The 15,385-nt window shown below is 71.5% G+C and carries 11 protein-coding genes; 5 read left to right on the top strand and 6 right to left on the bottom strand.

Annotation, left to right across the window (positions count from 1 at the left end):
- Positions 1–45 precede the first annotated feature (45 nt).
- The 4 genes from BSZ37_RS00390 to BSZ37_RS00375 all read left to right on the top strand — a co-directional run bounded on the left by BSZ37_RS00390 (position 46) and on the right by BSZ37_RS00375 (position 5,679).
- Complete coding sequence (locus BSZ37_RS00390) at positions 46–1,467, top strand: DUF1593 domain-containing protein (protein WP_095508643.1); 1,422 nt, start codon at positions 46–48, stop codon at positions 1,465–1,467.
- A gap of 93 nt (positions 1,468–1,560) precedes the next feature.
- Entirely contained in the window at positions 1,561–3,714 is a 2,154-nt protein-coding gene (locus BSZ37_RS00385) for an alpha-glucuronidase family glycosyl hydrolase (RefSeq protein WP_095508642.1), read from the top strand.
- On the top strand, positions 3,714–4,523 hold the full coding sequence (locus BSZ37_RS00380) for an SDR family oxidoreductase (protein WP_095508641.1): 810 nt from the start codon (positions 3,714–3,716) through the stop codon (positions 4,521–4,523). Before BSZ37_RS00385 ends, BSZ37_RS00380 begins: the two co-directional genes overlap by 1 nt.
- A gap of 61 nt (positions 4,524–4,584) precedes the next feature.
- Complete coding sequence (locus tag BSZ37_RS00375; RefSeq protein WP_095508640.1) at positions 4,585–5,679, top strand: Gfo/Idh/MocA family protein; 1,095 nt, start codon at positions 4,585–4,587, stop codon at positions 5,677–5,679.
- 259 nt (positions 5,680–5,938) lie between these two features.
- On the opposite strand, the gene BSZ37_RS00370 is transcribed toward BSZ37_RS00375, so the two are convergent.
- The 5 genes from BSZ37_RS00370 to BSZ37_RS00350 all read right to left on the bottom strand — a co-directional run bounded on the left by BSZ37_RS00370 (position 5,939) and on the right by BSZ37_RS00350 (position 12,834).
- Positions 5,939–7,153: an aldose epimerase family protein gene (locus BSZ37_RS00370; RefSeq protein WP_095508639.1), complete on the bottom strand. Its 1,215-nt coding sequence runs from the start codon at positions 7,151–7,153 to the stop codon at positions 5,939–5,941.
- Positions 7,153–8,829, bottom strand: a complete 1,677-nt coding sequence (locus tag BSZ37_RS00365) for a sodium:solute symporter (protein ID WP_095508638.1) — start codon at positions 8,827–8,829, stop codon at positions 7,153–7,155. Before BSZ37_RS00365 ends, BSZ37_RS00370 begins: the two co-directional genes overlap by 1 nt.
- Positions 8,830–8,886: 57 nt before the next feature.
- A complete protein-coding gene (gene araD, locus BSZ37_RS00360; RefSeq protein WP_095508637.1) occupies positions 8,887–9,594 on the bottom strand; it encodes an L-ribulose-5-phosphate 4-epimerase AraD in 708 nt (235 codons plus the stop codon).
- A complete protein-coding gene (locus BSZ37_RS00355; protein WP_095508636.1) occupies positions 9,591–11,324 on the bottom strand; it encodes a ribulokinase in 1,734 nt (577 codons plus the stop codon). Before BSZ37_RS00355 ends, araD begins: the two co-directional genes overlap by 4 nt.
- A 64-nt stretch (positions 11,325–11,388) precedes the next feature.
- A complete protein-coding gene (locus BSZ37_RS00350; RefSeq protein ID WP_095508635.1) occupies positions 11,389–12,834 on the bottom strand; it encodes an L-fucose/L-arabinose isomerase family protein in 1,446 nt (481 codons plus the stop codon).
- 186 nt (positions 12,835–13,020) lie between these two features.
- Between BSZ37_RS00350 and BSZ37_RS00345 the strand changes: the two genes are divergently transcribed.
- A complete protein-coding gene (locus BSZ37_RS00345; protein ID WP_095508634.1) occupies positions 13,021–14,181 on the top strand; it encodes an ARMT1-like domain-containing protein in 1,161 nt (386 codons plus the stop codon).
- Between the two features lie 117 nt (positions 14,182–14,298).
- On the opposite strand, the gene BSZ37_RS00340 is transcribed toward BSZ37_RS00345, so the two are convergent.
- Positions 14,299–15,330 (bottom strand): LacI family DNA-binding transcriptional regulator, encoded by a 1,032-nt coding sequence (locus BSZ37_RS00340; RefSeq protein WP_095508633.1) that lies wholly within the window; start codon positions 15,328–15,330, stop codon positions 14,299–14,301.
- Between the last annotated feature and the right edge of the window lie 55 nt (positions 15,331–15,385).

Raw genomic sequence — 15,385 nt, 5'->3', positions numbered from 1 at the left:
GGCCCTCTGCCTCGGCATCCACTCCGCCATCCCGATTTGCTCGGAATGAAGACGCTCCGGAGCCTTCTCCTTCTCGTCTGCCTCGGGGGGCAGCCGCTCGCTGCGCAAGAGACGCCGCCGCACCGGCTCCTCGTTCTCACCGACATGGAGGCCGACCCCGACGATACCCAGTCGCTCGTCCGGCTCCTCCTGTACGCCAACCAGATCGACGTCGAGGGGATCATCGCCACGACGTCGGTCCACATGAAGGACCGCGTCCACCCGGAGTCCATCGAGCGCGTGATCGGTGCGTATGGCGAGGCCCGGCCCAACCTCCTGCTCCACGAGTCGGGCTATCCGACGGCCCGGGCGCTCCAGTCTCTCGTCAAGACCGGGTTGCCGGAGTACGGGATGGGCGGCGTCGGCGCCGGCAAGGACTCGGAGGGCTCCGACTGGATCCTCGAGGTCCTGGAGCGCGAGGACGACCGCCCGCTGTGGGTCGGCGTATGGGGCGGGCCGAACACGCTCGCCCAGGCGCTCTACCGGCTCCGCGAGACGCGGCCCGAGGCCGAGGTCGACCGGCTCGTCGCGAAGCTCCGGGTCTACACGATCTCGGACCAGGACGAAAGCGCGATCTGGATCCGGACCGAGTTCCCGGACCTCTTCTACATCGTCAGTCCCGGCGGCTACGACACGGCGACGTGGACGGGGATCAACGCTGTCGTCGAGGGCATCGACAACGCGACGATCGGCAACGCGTGGCTCGCCGAACACGTCCAGCAGGGGCACGGCCCGCTCGGCGCCGTCTACCCCGACGTGGCGTGGGGCGTCGAGGGCGACACGCCGACGTTCCTCGCCCTCATCCCGAACGGCCTGAGCGTTCCCGACCGCCCGGACTGGGGCGGGTGGGGCGGCCGCTATGAACTGTACCGGCCCGCCGACGAGGCCCTCAACCGCGACGGGTTCACAGGGGGCGTCCCCGTCGCGCCCGAGCCGCGGCCGATCTGGACGAACGCCGACGACCGCTACGTCCCGTATCTCCCGAACGCGTACGGCCGGTCCGTCCGCCCCGACACGGCCGTCATCGAGGACAACAAGGTGACGCTGTGGCGCTGGCGCGACGCGATCCAGAACGACTTCGCGGCGCGGATGGACTGGACGGTGAGCCCGTACGCCGAGGCGAATCACCCGCCCGTGGTCCCGCCGACGGAGGAGATCACGGTCCGCTCCGGCGAGCCGTTCGTGCTCGACGCGAGCGAGGCCACCGACCCCGACGGCGACGCGCTGACGTTCCTCTGGACGCACTACCCCGAGCCCGGAACGTACGCGGAGCCCATCGATCTCTACGCCGAGAACCTCTGGAGGGTGTACCTCCGGGCGCCAGAGGTCGACGAGCCGCAGACGACCCACTTCATCGCGGCCGTGACGGACCGGGGGACGCCGGCGCTGACGCGGTACAAGCGCGTCGTCGTCCGGATCGTGCCGTGACGCGTTGACCGCGTCATTGCCAGTACGCTGCCCCTCTGTTCCGGTCGAGAGCGCCCCCCTGTCAGGAGCCTGGCCAACACCTTCGCACGACCCATGCCCTCTCTCCTCCGTCGCGCCGCCCTCGTCCTGCTCGCGCTCGCCGCCGTCGTCCCAGCTCAGGCCGACGACGGCTACCGCCTCTGGCTCCGCTACGACCCCGTCGGCGCCGAGCACCTCGCGACGTACCGCGCCCGCGTCACGCAGGTGGTCCTCGAGCGCGAGTCGCCGACGCTGCTGGCGGCGCGCGACGAGTTGGTGCGTGGCCTGAGCGGGTTGCTCGACACCGGCGTCGCGTCGGTCGACCGCGTCACCCAGAGCGGCGCCGTCGTGATCGGGACACCGCGGTCGTCGGACCTCATCGCCCGCCTCGGGCTCGACCTCACCGAGGCGGGGGAGGAGGGCTACGTCATCCGGAGCGGGCAGGTCGACGGCCACGAGGCGACGATCGTCGCGGCGAACACGGATGTCGGCGTGCTCTACGGGGCGTTCCACTTTTTGCGGCTGCTCCAGACGCGGCAGCCGATCGACCGGCTCGCCATCGCGGAGGCCCCGGCGCTCGACCTCCGCGTCCTCAATCACTGGGACAACCTCGACCGGACCGTCGAGCGCGGCTACGCGGGCCAGTCGCTCTGGGACTGGCACCGCCTGCCCGGCCTCGTCGACCCGCGCTACACCGACTACGCCCGCGCGAACGCCTCGCTCGGCATCAACGGGACGGTCCTGACGAACGTGAACGCGAACGCGCTCGTCCTCTCGACGCGGTACCTCGAGAAGGTCGAGGCCCTCGCCGACGTGTTCCGCCCGTACGGCATCCGGGTCTACCTCACGGCGCGGTTCAGCGCGCCCATCGAGGCCGGCGGGCTGGAGACGGCCGACCCGCTCGACCCCGAGGTCGCCGCGTGGTGGCAGGCCAAGACCGACGAGATCTACGAGACGATCCCCGACTTCGGCGGCTTCCTCGTCAAGGCCAACTCGGAGGGCCAGCCCGGCCCGCAGGACTACGGCCGGACGCACGCCGACGGCGCCAACATGCTGGCCGACGCCGTCGGGGACCGCGGCGTGGTCATGTGGCGCGCGTTCGTCTACTCGGCCGAGGACGCGACCGACCGCCACAAGCAGGCCGTCAACGAGTTCGTCCCGCTCGACGGCACGTTCCGCGACAACGTGCTCGTCCAGGTCAAGAACGGCGCCATCGACTTCCAGCCGCGCGAGCCGTTCCACCCCCTCTTCGGGACGATGCCGGAGACGCCGCTCATGATGGAGTTCCAGATCACGAAGGAGTACCTCGGCTTCGCCACGCACCTCGCCTACCTCGGGACGATGTGGGAGGAGGTGCTGAGCGCCGACACCTACGCCGACGGTCCCGGCTCGACCGTCGCCGACGTGATCGACGGCGACCTCCACGACTACCCGATCACCGGGATGGCCGGCGTCGCCAACATCGGCTCGGACCGGAACTGGTCGGGCTCGATCTTCGACCAGGCCAACTGGTACGCCTTCGGCCGGATGGCCTGGTCCCCCCGCCTCGGCGCCGAGGCGGTCGCGGCCGAGTGGGTGGCCCAGACGTTCACCGACGACCCGGCGCTGCTGGAGCCGGTCGTCGAGATGATGATGGACTCCCGCCAGGCCGTCGTCGACTACATGACGCCGCTCGGGCTCCACCACCTCATGGCGACGGGCCACCACTACGGCCCGGGGCCGTGGGTCGGCGACCTCGGCCGGCCCGAGTGGAACCCGACCTACTACCACAACGCCGACGCCGAGGGCATCGGCTTCGACCGGACCGACGCGGGAAGCGACGCCGTGAGCCAGTACCACGAGCCGCTCGCGACGCAGTGGAACGACCCCGCGACGACGCCCGAGGCGTTCCTGCTCTGGTTCCACCACCTCCCGTGGGACTACACCGTGGCGTCGTCCGGCCGGACGCTCTGGCACGAGCTCGTCGTCCGCTACTCGCGCGGCGTCGACCGCGTGGAGGCGATGCAGGAGACGTGGGCCGGGCTCGAGAGCTACGTCGACCCCGAGCGGTTCGAGAGCGTGTCGCAGAATCTGGCGATCCAGCGCGACGAGGCGCAGTGGTGGCGCGACGCGAGCCTCGCGTACTTCCAGACGTTCGCCGACCGGCCGCTGCCCGAGGGCTACGCCCCCCCGGAGCGCTCGCTGGCGTACTACCAGTCGCTCTCGTTCCCCTACGCCCCCGGAAACTGATGCCCTCCTTCGACCTCACCGACCGCGTCGCCGTCGTCACCGGGGGCTACGGCACGCTCGGGAGCGCCATGGCCGCCGGGCTCGCCGACGCCGGCGCCCGCATCGCCATCCTCGGCCGCAACGCCGACAAGGCCGAGGCCGCCTGCGAGACGCTCCGCGACCGGGGCGCCGACGCCCTGCCGCTCGTCGCCGACGCGCTCGACGAGAGCAGCCTCCGCGCCGCCAAGAACACGCTCCTGAGCGAGTGGGGCCGCGTCGACGCGCTGGTCAACGCGGCCGGCGGCAACGTCGCGCGGGCGCGGACCGACAGCGGCCACGTCTTCCCGCTCCCGTTCGACGCGTTCGACGAGGTGGTCAAGCTGAACCTCCACGCGAGCGTCTACCCGACGCTCGTGTTCGGCGAGGCGATGGCGGAGGCCGGAGCGGGCAGCGTCGTCAACATCTCGTCGATGGCGGCGATGCAGGCCATCAGCGGCGTGATGGGCTATTCGGCAGCGAAGGCGGCGGTCGACAACGTGACGAAGTGGCTGGCGGTCGACGTGGCGCGGCGCGGGGCGCCGGGCGTCCGCGTCAACGCCGTCGCGCCGGGCTTTTTCGTGGCCACCCAGAACCGGGCCGTGCTGATCAACGACGACGGCTCGTACACCGACCGCGCCAGGACGATTCTGGAGCAGACGCCGGCCGGCCGGTTCGGCGAGCCGGAGGAGCTGCAGGGCGCCGTCGTCTGGCTGTGCAGCGACGCGGCCTCGTTCGTGACCGGCGCCGTGATCCCGGTCGACGGCGGGTTCAGCTCCTTCAGCGGCCTCTAGCCAGTCCCGCCCGCCTCGGCGACTCTCCCGAGGCGGGCGACCTCCCCATTCCCCCACCGCGATGACCACCACGACTCGGAGACGATTCCTCAAGGGGACCGGCACGGCGCTCGCCGCGTCGGTGCTCGGCGTCCCGGCCCTCGCGTGCTCGAGGCCGACGGCCAAGCTCGGCGTCGCGCTCCTCGGTCTCGGCGGGTACAGCACCGGGCGGCTGGCGCCGGGGCTTCAGCAGACGACACACTGCGAGCTCCGCGGGATCGTGACCGGCTCGCCGGAGAAGATCCCCGTCTGGCAGGAGCGCTACGGGATTCCCGACGCGAACGTCTACTCGTACGACACGCTCGACGAGATCGCCGACAACGACGCCATCGACGTCGTCTACATCGTGACGCCGCCGTCGCTCCACGCCCGCGACGCGATCCGCGCCGCCGAGGCCGGCAAGCACGTCTGGTGCGAGAAGCCGATGGCGATGGACGAGGCCGAGTGCCGGTCGATCATCGACGCGGCGGAGCAGAACGGCGTCTCGCTGTCGATCGGCTACCGCCTCCACCACGAGCCGAACACGCAGACGATCATCCGATACGGACGGGAGGAGACGTACGGCGCGGTGACGGGCGTGAAGACGGGCGCGGGCTTCGTCGGCCGCTTCCCGGACCCCACGGCATGGCGGCGCGTCGGTGCGCTCGGCGGCGGCGCGCTCTACGACATGGGCGTCTACCCGATCAACGCGGCGCGCTACGCGACGGGGCTCGAGCCGGTCGCCGTGCGCGGCCGCCAGTGGTCCGAGCGGATGGACCTGTTCGGCGACGTCGACGAGTTCACCACGTTCGAGCTCGAGTTCCCAGGTGGGATTGTGGTCCCGGGTGAGACGAGCTTCGGGGAGACGATGAACTACCTCGACATCGAGGCCGAGCGCGGGTGGTACCGCCTCCGGCCGTTCATGAATTACACCGGCGTCGGCGGCGAGACGAGCGACGGGACGCGCCTCCCGCCCGACCCCGGTCACCAGCAGGCGCGCCAGATGGACGCCGAGGCCCTCGCGATTCTCGAAGGCCGCCCGCCGATTGCGCCCGGCGAGGAGGGCCTCCGCGACATCCGCGTCGTCAACGCGATCCAGGCGTCGAGCGCGGACGACCAAGCCTGGATCGCCCTCTAGCTGCCCTCGCCGAGTCCGCCCGCCTCGGGGTGCTTACCGAGGCGGACAGGGCGGTGCCCCTGGGGCCACCGCTGATCCTCGCCCGTGTCATCCTGAGCGGAGCCGCGTAGCGGCGCAGTGAAGGATCTCGTGTCGGATGGGGTCGCGCACGACTGAGCCGGAGCGGTCGTGGCCCACGAGATCCTTCGCGTTGCTCAGGATGACAATCCAGACACGATGTCGCCCGCCTCGGCGTGGTCACCGAGGCGGGCGGAGTGGGTCAGGCGTCGGCCGTCGTATCCGCGGGGGCGCTGGCGTCGGCCGCCTGGGTCTCGAAGCCGTAAACCGTCTGCGAGCGGTACGTCTCGCCCGGGCGGAGGACCGTCGACGGGAAGTCGGGCTGGTTGGGCGAGTCCGGCGCGTGCTGCGTCTCGAGGCAGAAGCCCGTCCGGCGGCCGTAGCTCACGCCGCCCTTGCCCGTGATCGAGCCGTCGAGGAAGTTGCCGGCGTAGAACTGGATCGCCGGCTCCGTCGTCTCGACCACGAGCACGCGGCCCGTCGTCGGCTCGACGACCCGGGCCGCCTCGGTGAGCCCGCCGCCCGTCTCCCGGAGCATCCAGTTGTGGTCGTAGCCCGGCCCGAACCCGATCTGCTCGTCGTCCGCGTCGATCCCGTCGCCGATCCGCGTGAGCTCGCGGAAGTCGAACGGCGTGCCCTCGACGGGGCGGACCTCGCCGGTCGGGATGAGGCCGGCGTCGACCGGCGTGAAGGCGTCGCTGTTGATCCGGAGCCGGTGGTCGAGGATCGTGTTCGTCGGGTCGCCGGTGAGGTTGAAGTACGTGTGGTTCGTCAGGTTGACGACCGTCGGGGCGTCCGTCGTCGCCTCGTAGTCGATGACGAGGCGGTCGTCGTCGGTGAGCGTGTAGGTCACCGCCACGTCCAGATTCCCCGGGTAGCCCTCCTCGCCGTCGGGGCTCGTCCGCGTGAGGCGGACGGCCGCCTCGCCCTCGACCGGCTCGGCGTCCCACATCACCCCGTCGAAGCCGGTCTCGCCGCCGTGGAGGTGGTTCGGCCCGTTGTTGGCCGCGAGCTGGTAGGTCTCGCCGTCGATCTCGAACTGGGCGCCGCCGATCCGATTCCCGTAGCGCCCGATGATGGCGCCGAAGTAGGGGAGCGCGTTCCGGTAGGCCTCCGACGCGTAGTCCTCGACCGAGTCGAACCCGAGCGTGACGTCGGCGAGCGTCCCGTCGCGGTCGGGGACCACGATCGACGTGACGATCCCGCCGTAGTCGGTCACGCTCACGCTCGACCCGGAGGCGTTCGTGAGCGTGTAGAGCGTGGCCTCGGTCCCGTCCGGGAGCGTCCCGAACGGTTCGGAGGTCACGCGGCTGGCCGGATCGGTCGGGGCGGGGGTGTCGTCGGCCATGGTCGGGTCGGCGTCGTCCGCACAGGCGAACAGGAGGGGGAGGGCGAAGAGGAGGAGGGAGCGGCGCATTAGATCCAGAAGCTGAAGTAGAGGTAGATCCCGACGACGAGGCCGAGCACGATGACCGTCCCGATGATGTCCGGGAGGCCCCAGCTGGCGCGGTTCTCGGCGGCCTCCTCCGGCGTGAGCGAGCCGAACGTGAGCCCGCGGATCTCGGCCTCGTCGCGGGGCTTCGTCACGGCCGAGATGCCGATCATCAGCACGACGCTGATGGCGAAGAGGACGCCCGAGAAGTAGTAGCCGTTGAACGCGCCGATGGCCCCGAGCACGCCGTCCGGCGCCATCGCCCCGCTCTGGACGAGCGTCTGGAGCGTCAGCTTGACCATGCCGATGACGAACCCGATGACCATGCCGTAGAAGGCGCCGCTCGGCGTGATCTTCTTGCTGCCGAGCCCGAGGAGGAAGACGGCCGTGATCGGCGGGGCGAGGAAGCCCTGGACGTTTTGGAGGTAGTCGTAGAGCCCGGCGTTCCCCTCGGCCACGACCTTCATGATCGGGATCCACAGCATCCCGAAGAACACGACGACGCCCGTCGCCAGCCGCCCGACGCGGACGAGCTCGGCCTCCGACCGGCCCGGCCGGAGCTTCTCGTAGATGTCGACCGTGAAGAGCGTCGCGCACGAGTTGAAGAGCGAGGCCAGCGACGACATGAGCGCCGAGAGGAGCCCGCCGACGACGAGCCCGCGGAGGCCGACGGGCAGCAGCTCGGCCACCATCGTCGGGAACACCATGTCGCCGACGACGCCCACGCCGTCGGGCCCCGGCGGCAGGCCGATCAGGCCCTTCTCGTAGAGCGCGTACCCGATCATCCCGGGGATGAGGAAGATGAACACGGGCCACACCTTGAGGAAGCCGCCCCAGATCGCGCCGCGCCGCGCGTCGGTGAGCGACCGCGCCGAGAGCGTTCGCTGGACGATGTACTGGTCCGTGCACCAGTACCAGATCCCGACGATGACCGAGGCCATCATGACGCCAAGCCAGGGGAAGTCGGGGTCCGAGTTCGGCCGCCACAGCGCGAACCGGTCGGCGTTCTGGGCGGCCACGGCCTGGAGCTCGCCCCACCCGCCGAGGAGGTCGAGCCCGAAGATGGTGATCATGGCCGAGCCGAGGAGCAGGAGCCCCGTCTGGAGCACCTCGGTGTAGACGACGGCCCGCAACCCGCCCAGCACCGTGTAAATGCCCGTGAGGATGACCGTCGTGAAGGCGCCGACCCAGAACGCGTTGTCGGGCGTCCCGAACGTGTCGGGGAGGAGCGTCCGGAACACGAGGGCGCCGGCGTAGACCGTGACCGAGACCTTCGTGAACACGTACGCGATAAGGGACACGATCGAGAGGACCCATCGCGAGCGCGCGTCGAACCGCTTCTCGAGGAACTGGGGCATCGTGAACACGCCCGAGCGGTAGTAGAACGGGACGAAGACCCACGCCAGGACGATCATGAGCCAGGCGTGGAGCTCCCAGTGGGCCTGCGCCAGCCCGTTGTTGGCCCCGCCGCCGGCCAGCCCGACGACGTGCTCACTCCCGACGTTCGAGGCGAACAGCGACGCGCCGACGGCGAACCAGCCGACGTCGCGGCCGGCCAGGAAGTAGTCCTCCGAGGTCGACGTCTTCTTCGAGGACCACCACACGATCCCGACGATGACGAGGAAGTAGAGGCCGATGATGGTCCAGTCGATCGGGGTCATGGGGGGTGGGTAAGCGGGAGGGTGCCCGCCTCGGCGGTGCGACCGAGGTGGGGAGGGCTAGCCGTCGGCGTCCTGGCCGTAGTAGGCCCCGGGGCCGTGCTTGCGGAGGAAGTGCTTGTCGTGGAGCGTCCGGTCGAGCGGGCCGCAGTCGGCCCGGAGGGCGAGCGTGTCGAGGGCCATCGCGGCGACGGCCTCGAGGGCGACCGCGTTGTCGACGGCCTTCTCGACGGTCGCCCCCCAGGCGAACGGCCCGTGCCCGGCGACGAGCGCGGCCGGCACCTTCAGCGCGTCGGGCCCGCCCTGGCGGACCCGCTCGGCGATGACGACGCCCGTGCGGTGCTCGTAGGCGTCCCGGATCTCGACGCCCGTCAGGCGGCGCGTGACCGGGACCGGCCCGTGGAAGTGGTCGGCGTGGGTCGTCCCGAAGCACGGGATCTCGCGCTCGGCCTGGGCCCACGCCACGGCTTTCGCCGAGTGCGTGTGGACGACGCCGCCGATCTGGGGAAACTCGCGGACGAGGTGGAGGTGCGTCGGCGTGTCGGACGACGGGCGGAGGGGGCCCTCGTGGTCGCCCGTCTCGAGGTCGACGGCGACCATGTCGTCGGGCGAGAGGTCGTCGTAGGCCACGCCGCTCGGCTTGATCACGAGCACGCCGGCCCCGCGGTCGACGCCGCTCGCGTTGCCCCACGTCAGCACGACGAGGCCGGCGTCGACGATGACGCGGTTCGCCTGCCAGACGGCCCGCTTGAGGTCGGACAGGCTCATGCCTCGTGGGCCGCGGCGTCGACCGACTCGCTCTCTCGATCTCCCGACGCCTCGCTGCGGACGGCGTCGCGCAGGTCGAGGAGGTCCTTCATCACGTCGGCGAGGTCGTCGCTCTGCCCGGCCACGCCGAACGCGTCGTGGAGCCGGCGATAGTGGCTGAACAGGCGGTCGTAGACGGCCGCGCGGTCGGCGTCCGGCTCGAACACGCGGTCTTGCACGCCCGTCATGGCGTCGACGGCGTCGGGGAAGCTGTCGTGCCCGCCCGCCTCAGCGCCGGCCACCACGGCGCCCGCCATGGCCGCGCCGAGCGCGCACGTCTGGGCGCTCCGCGAGAGGTAGACCGGCCGGCCCATCACGTCGGCGTAGATCTGCATGACCATCTCGTTCTTGGCCGAGATGCCGCCGCAGTTGACGATCCGCTCGACCGCGGAGCCGACCTCCTCGTACCGCTCCATGATCACGCGGGCGCCGAAGGCCGTCGCCTCGACGAACGCCCGGTACAGCTCGGCCGGCGTCGTGTGAAGCGTGAGCCCGAGCACGAGCCCCGTCAGCCGCTGGTCCACGAGGACCGTCCGGTTGCCGTTGTGCCAGTCGAGCGCGAGCAGCCCGCTCGCGCCCGGCGCCAGCCGCTCGGCCTTGTCGGTCAGCGACCCGTGCGTCTCGCCCTCCGGCCGGATCGTCCCAACGAACCAGTTGAAGATGTCGCCGACGGCGCTCTGCCCGGCCTCCAGCCCGTACTGGCCCGGGACGACCGACTCGGGCACGACGCCGCACAGGCCGGGCGCCTCCGAAAAGTCGTCGTCGAGCGGGGCGACCATGAGGTCGCACGTCGACGTCCCGATGATCTTGACGAGCGTGCCGGGCGCGATGCCGGACCCGACGGCGCCGAGGTGGGCGTCGAAGGCGCCCGTCGCCACGGGAATGCCCGCCGGGAGCCCGAGGCGGGCCGACCACTCCTCGGTCAGCCCTCCGACCGCCTCGGCGGCCGTCCGGGTCGAGTCGGGCAGCGACTGGCGGACGCGGGCGAGGCGCGGGTCGAGCGACGCGAGGAAGTCGGCGTCGGGGTAGCCGCCCCAGCGCTCGTGGAACATCGCCTTGTGGCCGGCCGCGCAGATCCCGCGCGTCAGGCGGTCCGGGTGCTCGGTGCCCGTGAGGACGGCCGGCATCCAGTCGGCGTGCTCGACCCAGGTGTGGGCGGCCTCGAACACCTCGGGCGCGACGCGCGCGCAGCGGAGGATCTTGGACCAGAACCACTCCGAGGAGTACGTCCCGCCGCACGTGGCGAGGTACTCGGGGTGCCGCTCCTTCGCGGCGGCGGTGATCTCGGCCGCCTCGGCGTGGCCCGTGTGGTCCTTCCACAGCCAGACCTGCGCCGCGAGCTCGTCACGGAAGCGCGGGTCGAGCCCCAGCGGCCGGCCCTCGGCGTCGACCGGGATCGGCGTCGAGCCCGTCGTGTCGACCCCGATGCCGACGACGCGGTCGGGGGCGAAGCCCTCGGTGCCGGCAGCGTCTTCGAGCGCGGCCCGAACCGAGCCCTCGAGCCCGTCCACATAGTCCTGCGGGTTCTGGCGCGCGAGGTTCGGGTCGGACGCGTCGAGCAGGATGCCGGCCTGGCCCGACGGGTACTCGAAGACGCCGGTCCCGACCTCGGCGCCGGTCTGCGTGTCGACGACGAGGGCGCGGACCGAGTTGGTCCCGTAGTCGAGGCCGAGGGCGTAGGCGCGGGGCATGGCGGGCAATGGTACGGAGAAGCGCTTCCGTTTGGGGCAAGGCCTGGGAGCGGGCCCGGCGGACTCAGACGCGGGCGTACTCGACGCCGGTGAGCTCGCAGAACATCTCCCACCGCCGGCTCACGTCGCCGAGGTGGAGGCACTGGTGGTGCGTCCCGCCGTGGCGGAGCCACCCGTCGAGGCAGGCCCGGACGCCCGTGTCGGGCCGGAAGTGGAAATAAGGCATCTCGACGTTCGGCATCTCCTCCGTGTCGAGCACTTCCCCGACGGAGACGACGAGGCGGTACCGCTCGCCCTCCAGCGGGACGAGCGAGACGAGCGTGGCCGTCCCGGGCTCGGCCTGGAACAGGACGGTCGGCGGGTTGTCGAGGCCGCCGATGCCGAGCGGCCGGTCGATCAGCTTCGGCTTCCGGTCCTTCCGGGCCACCTTCCAGTTGCCCTCGCCCATGTGGCTCTGGAGGACGGAGTCGCGCTCGAAGTCCATCGCGTACATCTCGGTGAAGTGGGCGTCGGGCGCGAGGACGTGGCCGGCCGTCACGAGGGCCGTCGTGCACATGTCGCCCTCGCCGCCGTAGCCGTACCCCTTCGCCATGAGGTTCGAGGCCGCGAGCATGTGGATCTGCTCGAACCGCCCGTCGTCGCCGATCGCGTCGAAGTAGACCGAGAACCCGTCGTACCCCTCGCGTTCGAGGTAGCGCTCGAAGGCGACCTGGAGGCGCGAGGCGTAGGCGTGCTGCTCCTCGCCGAGGTTCTCGTCGATCTCGAAGTTCTCCCGGTCCTCGGCCATGGCCGCCTCGACGTCCTCGTCGGGGAGGCCGTCCATGATCTCCACGATCGTGCCGAGGCTGACGCGGTCGGTCTGCGGGCCGAGCGCGCGCATGAAGGCGGCCTCGTCGGTGAGGATGTCGCCCATGCCCGGCATCTGGCCGAACTGGGCCAGCCGCATCGTCCGCATCGACTGGGCCGCCTGCGCGGCGTGGGCCCAGTCGGTCACGAACTCGCGGAACGCGTCGCTCCGCCAGTCCTCCGAGATCACCGGGAACGGGACGCCGAGGCGGACGAGCGTGTTCGCCATGTCCTGCGCGCCGTGGACGCCCTGGTTGAACGTCAGGTGCGACATGTCCCAGTCGTCCGTGATCGTCCGGAGCGGCTGCGTGTTGGCCAGCATCACGGGGAGCCGGTTCTCGCGGAGGGCGCGGACGGTCCGGAGCGCCGGCCCGTAGGTCAGCATCACGATGAGGATGCCGTCGAGGCCCTCGGCGTTGAACTGGCGGACGCGCGCCTCGATGTCGGCGCGGTTGCGGGCCGGGCCGGGGAACGAGACCTCGACGCCGTCGCCCAGCGCCCCGATGATCTCGCGGGCGTAGCTGCCCTGGCGCTCGGTGATGTCGGGGAACGTCTCGTCGTAGAGCTCCTGCATGATGCCGAGCAGGCCGATCCGCGGGACGCGGGCGGAGCGGCCGGCCGTGCCGTTCGAGCGGACCTGGGTGCCGAGGGCGGGGGATTCCATGGCGAGACGGGGTGGGAGCGCTTCCGGCGGGGGAGGATGGGTAAGGGGCGGGCGGCGACCGCACGCGGCGACAAAGATAGATCGGATGACCAGGTGAATGAAACGTTTTAACTGGGCCCCCCGGGCCGATTGGGCGGATCCGGGCGCTTCGCTCGGAATAGCTTTCCGGGCCCGCCCCTCGTCTCGATGCCCCGCCCCCCCGCCGTCCGCACCGACGGCTCGAACGCGTTTGCCCACGTCTCGATGAGGGAGCGCGTGCCCCGCCTCCTCCACGAGACGGCCGACCGCAATGCCGACGCGCCCTGGATGGCGGACGGCCTTCGCCGCCTCGCCGACGCCATCGCCGCCGACGCCCCGCTCCCGCACCTCGAGCTGGCCCCCGACGCCGACCTCTGGCGCCCGATCCGCGCGGCCCACGACGGCGAGAGCTGGCTCGACACGGAGTGGCTGTTCGCCGAGTACTTCGCCTACCGGATGGCGATGGACGCGGCCCGCTACCTCGACACCGGCCGCGACCCGTTCGCCCCCGTCAAGCGCGACGAGATGACGTCGGACGCCCTCTGGGAGGCGCTGGCCGACGGGCTCGACGACCGCGGCGAGGGCGAAGGCGTCGTCGCCCGGACGTTGCGGCGCGCGCTGTGGGGCAACCGGCTCGACCTCAGCATCGCCGCCAGCGCGGCCCAGGGCACGGCGGCCCACGAGGACCACCTCCTCGCCGACCACGCCGAGGCGGCCGAGGCCGCCCTCCGGCGGGCGGCGCCCGGCACGGTCCACGTCGTCATGGACAACGCGGGGACGGAGCAGGTGCTCGACTACGTCCTCGCGGACCTCCTGCTGGAGCACGAGCTGGCCGAGCGCGTCGTGCTCCACGTCAAGGCCCTGCCGGTCCTCGTCAGCGACGCCATCGTGCCGGACGTCCACGCGCTCCTCGACCTCATGGTCGACCGCGGGGGAGAGCCCGCGGGCCTCGCCGGCCGGCTCCGCCAGTCGATGGAGGCCGGCCGCCTCCGCGTCGTCCCGGACGTCTTCTGGAACACGCCGGGCCGGTTCTGGGACCTCCCGCCCCGCCTCGGGCGCGCGTTCGCCGGGGCCAGCCTCGTCGTCCTCAAGGGCGACGCCAACTACCGCCGCGCTACCAACGACGCGATCTGGCCGCTCGACGCGACGCTCGCCGACGCGCTCGGCGGCTTCCCCGCGCCGGTCGTCGCGCTCCGCACCATCAAGAGCGACACGCTCGTCGGCGTCGACCCGGACCGCCAGCGGGGGCTCGATGCGGCCGAGCCCGACTGGCGGACGAGCGGGACGTATGGCGTGGTCCAGTTCGTCGAGCCCGGCGCCTCCGCCTAGAGCAGACGGCGCGTGGGGGGATGGGAGCGGGGAGTGTGTGAGCCCGGAGCGCCGTGCTCCCCATTCCCACCCCCACACTCCCTACGACTCCCCTGCCGGTTGCCCCAAGGGCGCGACTCAGGCGGGCGGCGCCGTCGAGGCGCGCACGACCAGCTCCGTCTCCAGCACGACCTTCTCGGGCGCGACCTTCCCGGCCGCCTCGACGCTCCCGATGAGCATCTGCGTCGCGCGCCGGCCGATCTCGCGCCGCGGCATCCGCACCGTCGTGAGCGGCACGCTGAGGTAGCTCGCCACGTCGATGTCGTCGAACCCGACGACCGAGACGTCCTCGGGCACGCGGAGGCCGAGCTCGCGGAGCGCCCGGAGGACGCCGATCGCCACGAGGTCGTTGTAGCACGTGATCGCCGTCGGGCGGTCGCCCTCCCGGTCGCGGAAGTAGCCCAGCGCGGCGCGGTAGCCGTCCTCCAGGCTCGCCCCGGCGTGGACCACGTCGTCCTCGCCCATCACGAGCCGGTGGGCGATGAAGGCCCGCCGGACGCCCTCGATCCGCTCCTCGCTGTGGCCCGAGTACTGCGGCCCGCCGAAGTGGACGATCCGCCGGTGCCCGAGCCCGACCAGATAGTCGACGGCCTCCATCGCCGCCGCCACGTTGTCGACGTCGACCATGTTGGCCTGGATGCCCCGGATGCTCTCGATGAGGACGAGCGGGACGTTCGTCCAGCGGATCTCGAACAGGTGCGAGAGGTCGGTGTCCTCGTTGAGGAGGGGGTTGATGATGAGCCCGTCGACGTCCTTGGCCACGAGGAGCTCGGTCAGCCGCTGCTCGAGGTCGTAGCTCCGCTCGGTGTGGCCCACGAGCACGTGGTACCCCAGCTCGCGGGCCGCGTCCTGCACGCCGAAGATGACGTCGGCGAAGTACGGGTTGTTGACCTCCTTGACGATGAGCCCGACGCTCTTGGCCGTCGTCGGCTGGAGCCGGCGGCGGGCGGCGGCGCTGGGGCGGTAGTGGAGCTCCGAGATGGCGTCGAGCACCCGCCGCCGCGTCCCCTCGCTGACGGTCCCCTTCCGGTTGAGCACGGCGGAGACGGTCCCGATCGAGACCCCGGAGAGGGTCGCGACGTCGTGGATTGTGGCGTTTTTCGAGGGCATGGGGGGGCCAGGAGGGTGCGCTGAACCTACGCCTGACGGGCCCCGCGGAGTCGCC

Source organism: Rubrivirga marina, assembly GCF_002283365.1.
GTDB classification, from domain to species: Bacteria; Bacteroidota; Rhodothermia; order Rhodothermales; family Rubricoccaceae; genus Rubrivirga; species Rubrivirga marina.
This window is presented reverse-complemented; position numbering and strand designations above follow the sequence as displayed.

Bases quoted from the DNA above. Each gene is read 5' to 3' on its own strand.
- BSZ37_RS00380 (WP_095508641.1), top strand. From the start codon at position 3,714: ATGCCCTCCTTCGACCTCACCGACCGCGTCGCCGTCGTCACCGGGGGC.
- BSZ37_RS00350 (WP_095508635.1), bottom strand. From the start codon at position 12,834: ATGGAATCCCCCGCCCTCGGCACCCAGGTCCGCTCGAACGGCACGGCC.
- BSZ37_RS00385 (WP_095508642.1), top strand. From the start codon at position 1,561: ATGCCCTCTCTCCTCCGTCGCGCCGCCCTCGTCCTGCTCGCGCTCGCC.
- BSZ37_RS00390 (WP_095508643.1), top strand. From the start codon at position 46: ATGAAGACGCTCCGGAGCCTTCTCCTTCTCGTCTGCCTCGGGGGGCAG.
- BSZ37_RS00365 (WP_095508638.1), bottom strand. From the start codon at position 8,829: ATGACCCCGATCGACTGGACCATCATCGGCCTCTACTTCCTCGTCATC.
- araD (WP_095508637.1), bottom strand. From the start codon at position 9,594: ATGAGCCTGTCCGACCTCAAGCGGGCCGTCTGGCAGGCGAACCGCGTC.
- BSZ37_RS00375 (WP_095508640.1), top strand. From the start codon at position 4,585: ATGACCACCACGACTCGGAGACGATTCCTCAAGGGGACCGGCACGGCG.
- BSZ37_RS00340 (WP_095508633.1), bottom strand. From the start codon at position 15,330: ATGCCCTCGAAAAACGCCACAATCCACGACGTCGCGACCCTCTCCGGG.
- BSZ37_RS00370 (WP_095508639.1), bottom strand. From the start codon at position 7,153: ATGCGCCGCTCCCTCCTCCTCTTCGCCCTCCCCCTCCTGTTCGCCTGT.
- BSZ37_RS00355 (WP_095508636.1), bottom strand. From the start codon at position 11,324: ATGCCCCGCGCCTACGCCCTCGGCCTCGACTACGGGACCAACTCGGTC.
- BSZ37_RS00345 (WP_095508634.1), top strand. From the start codon at position 13,021: ATGCCCCGCCCCCCCGCCGTCCGCACCGACGGCTCGAACGCGTTTGCC.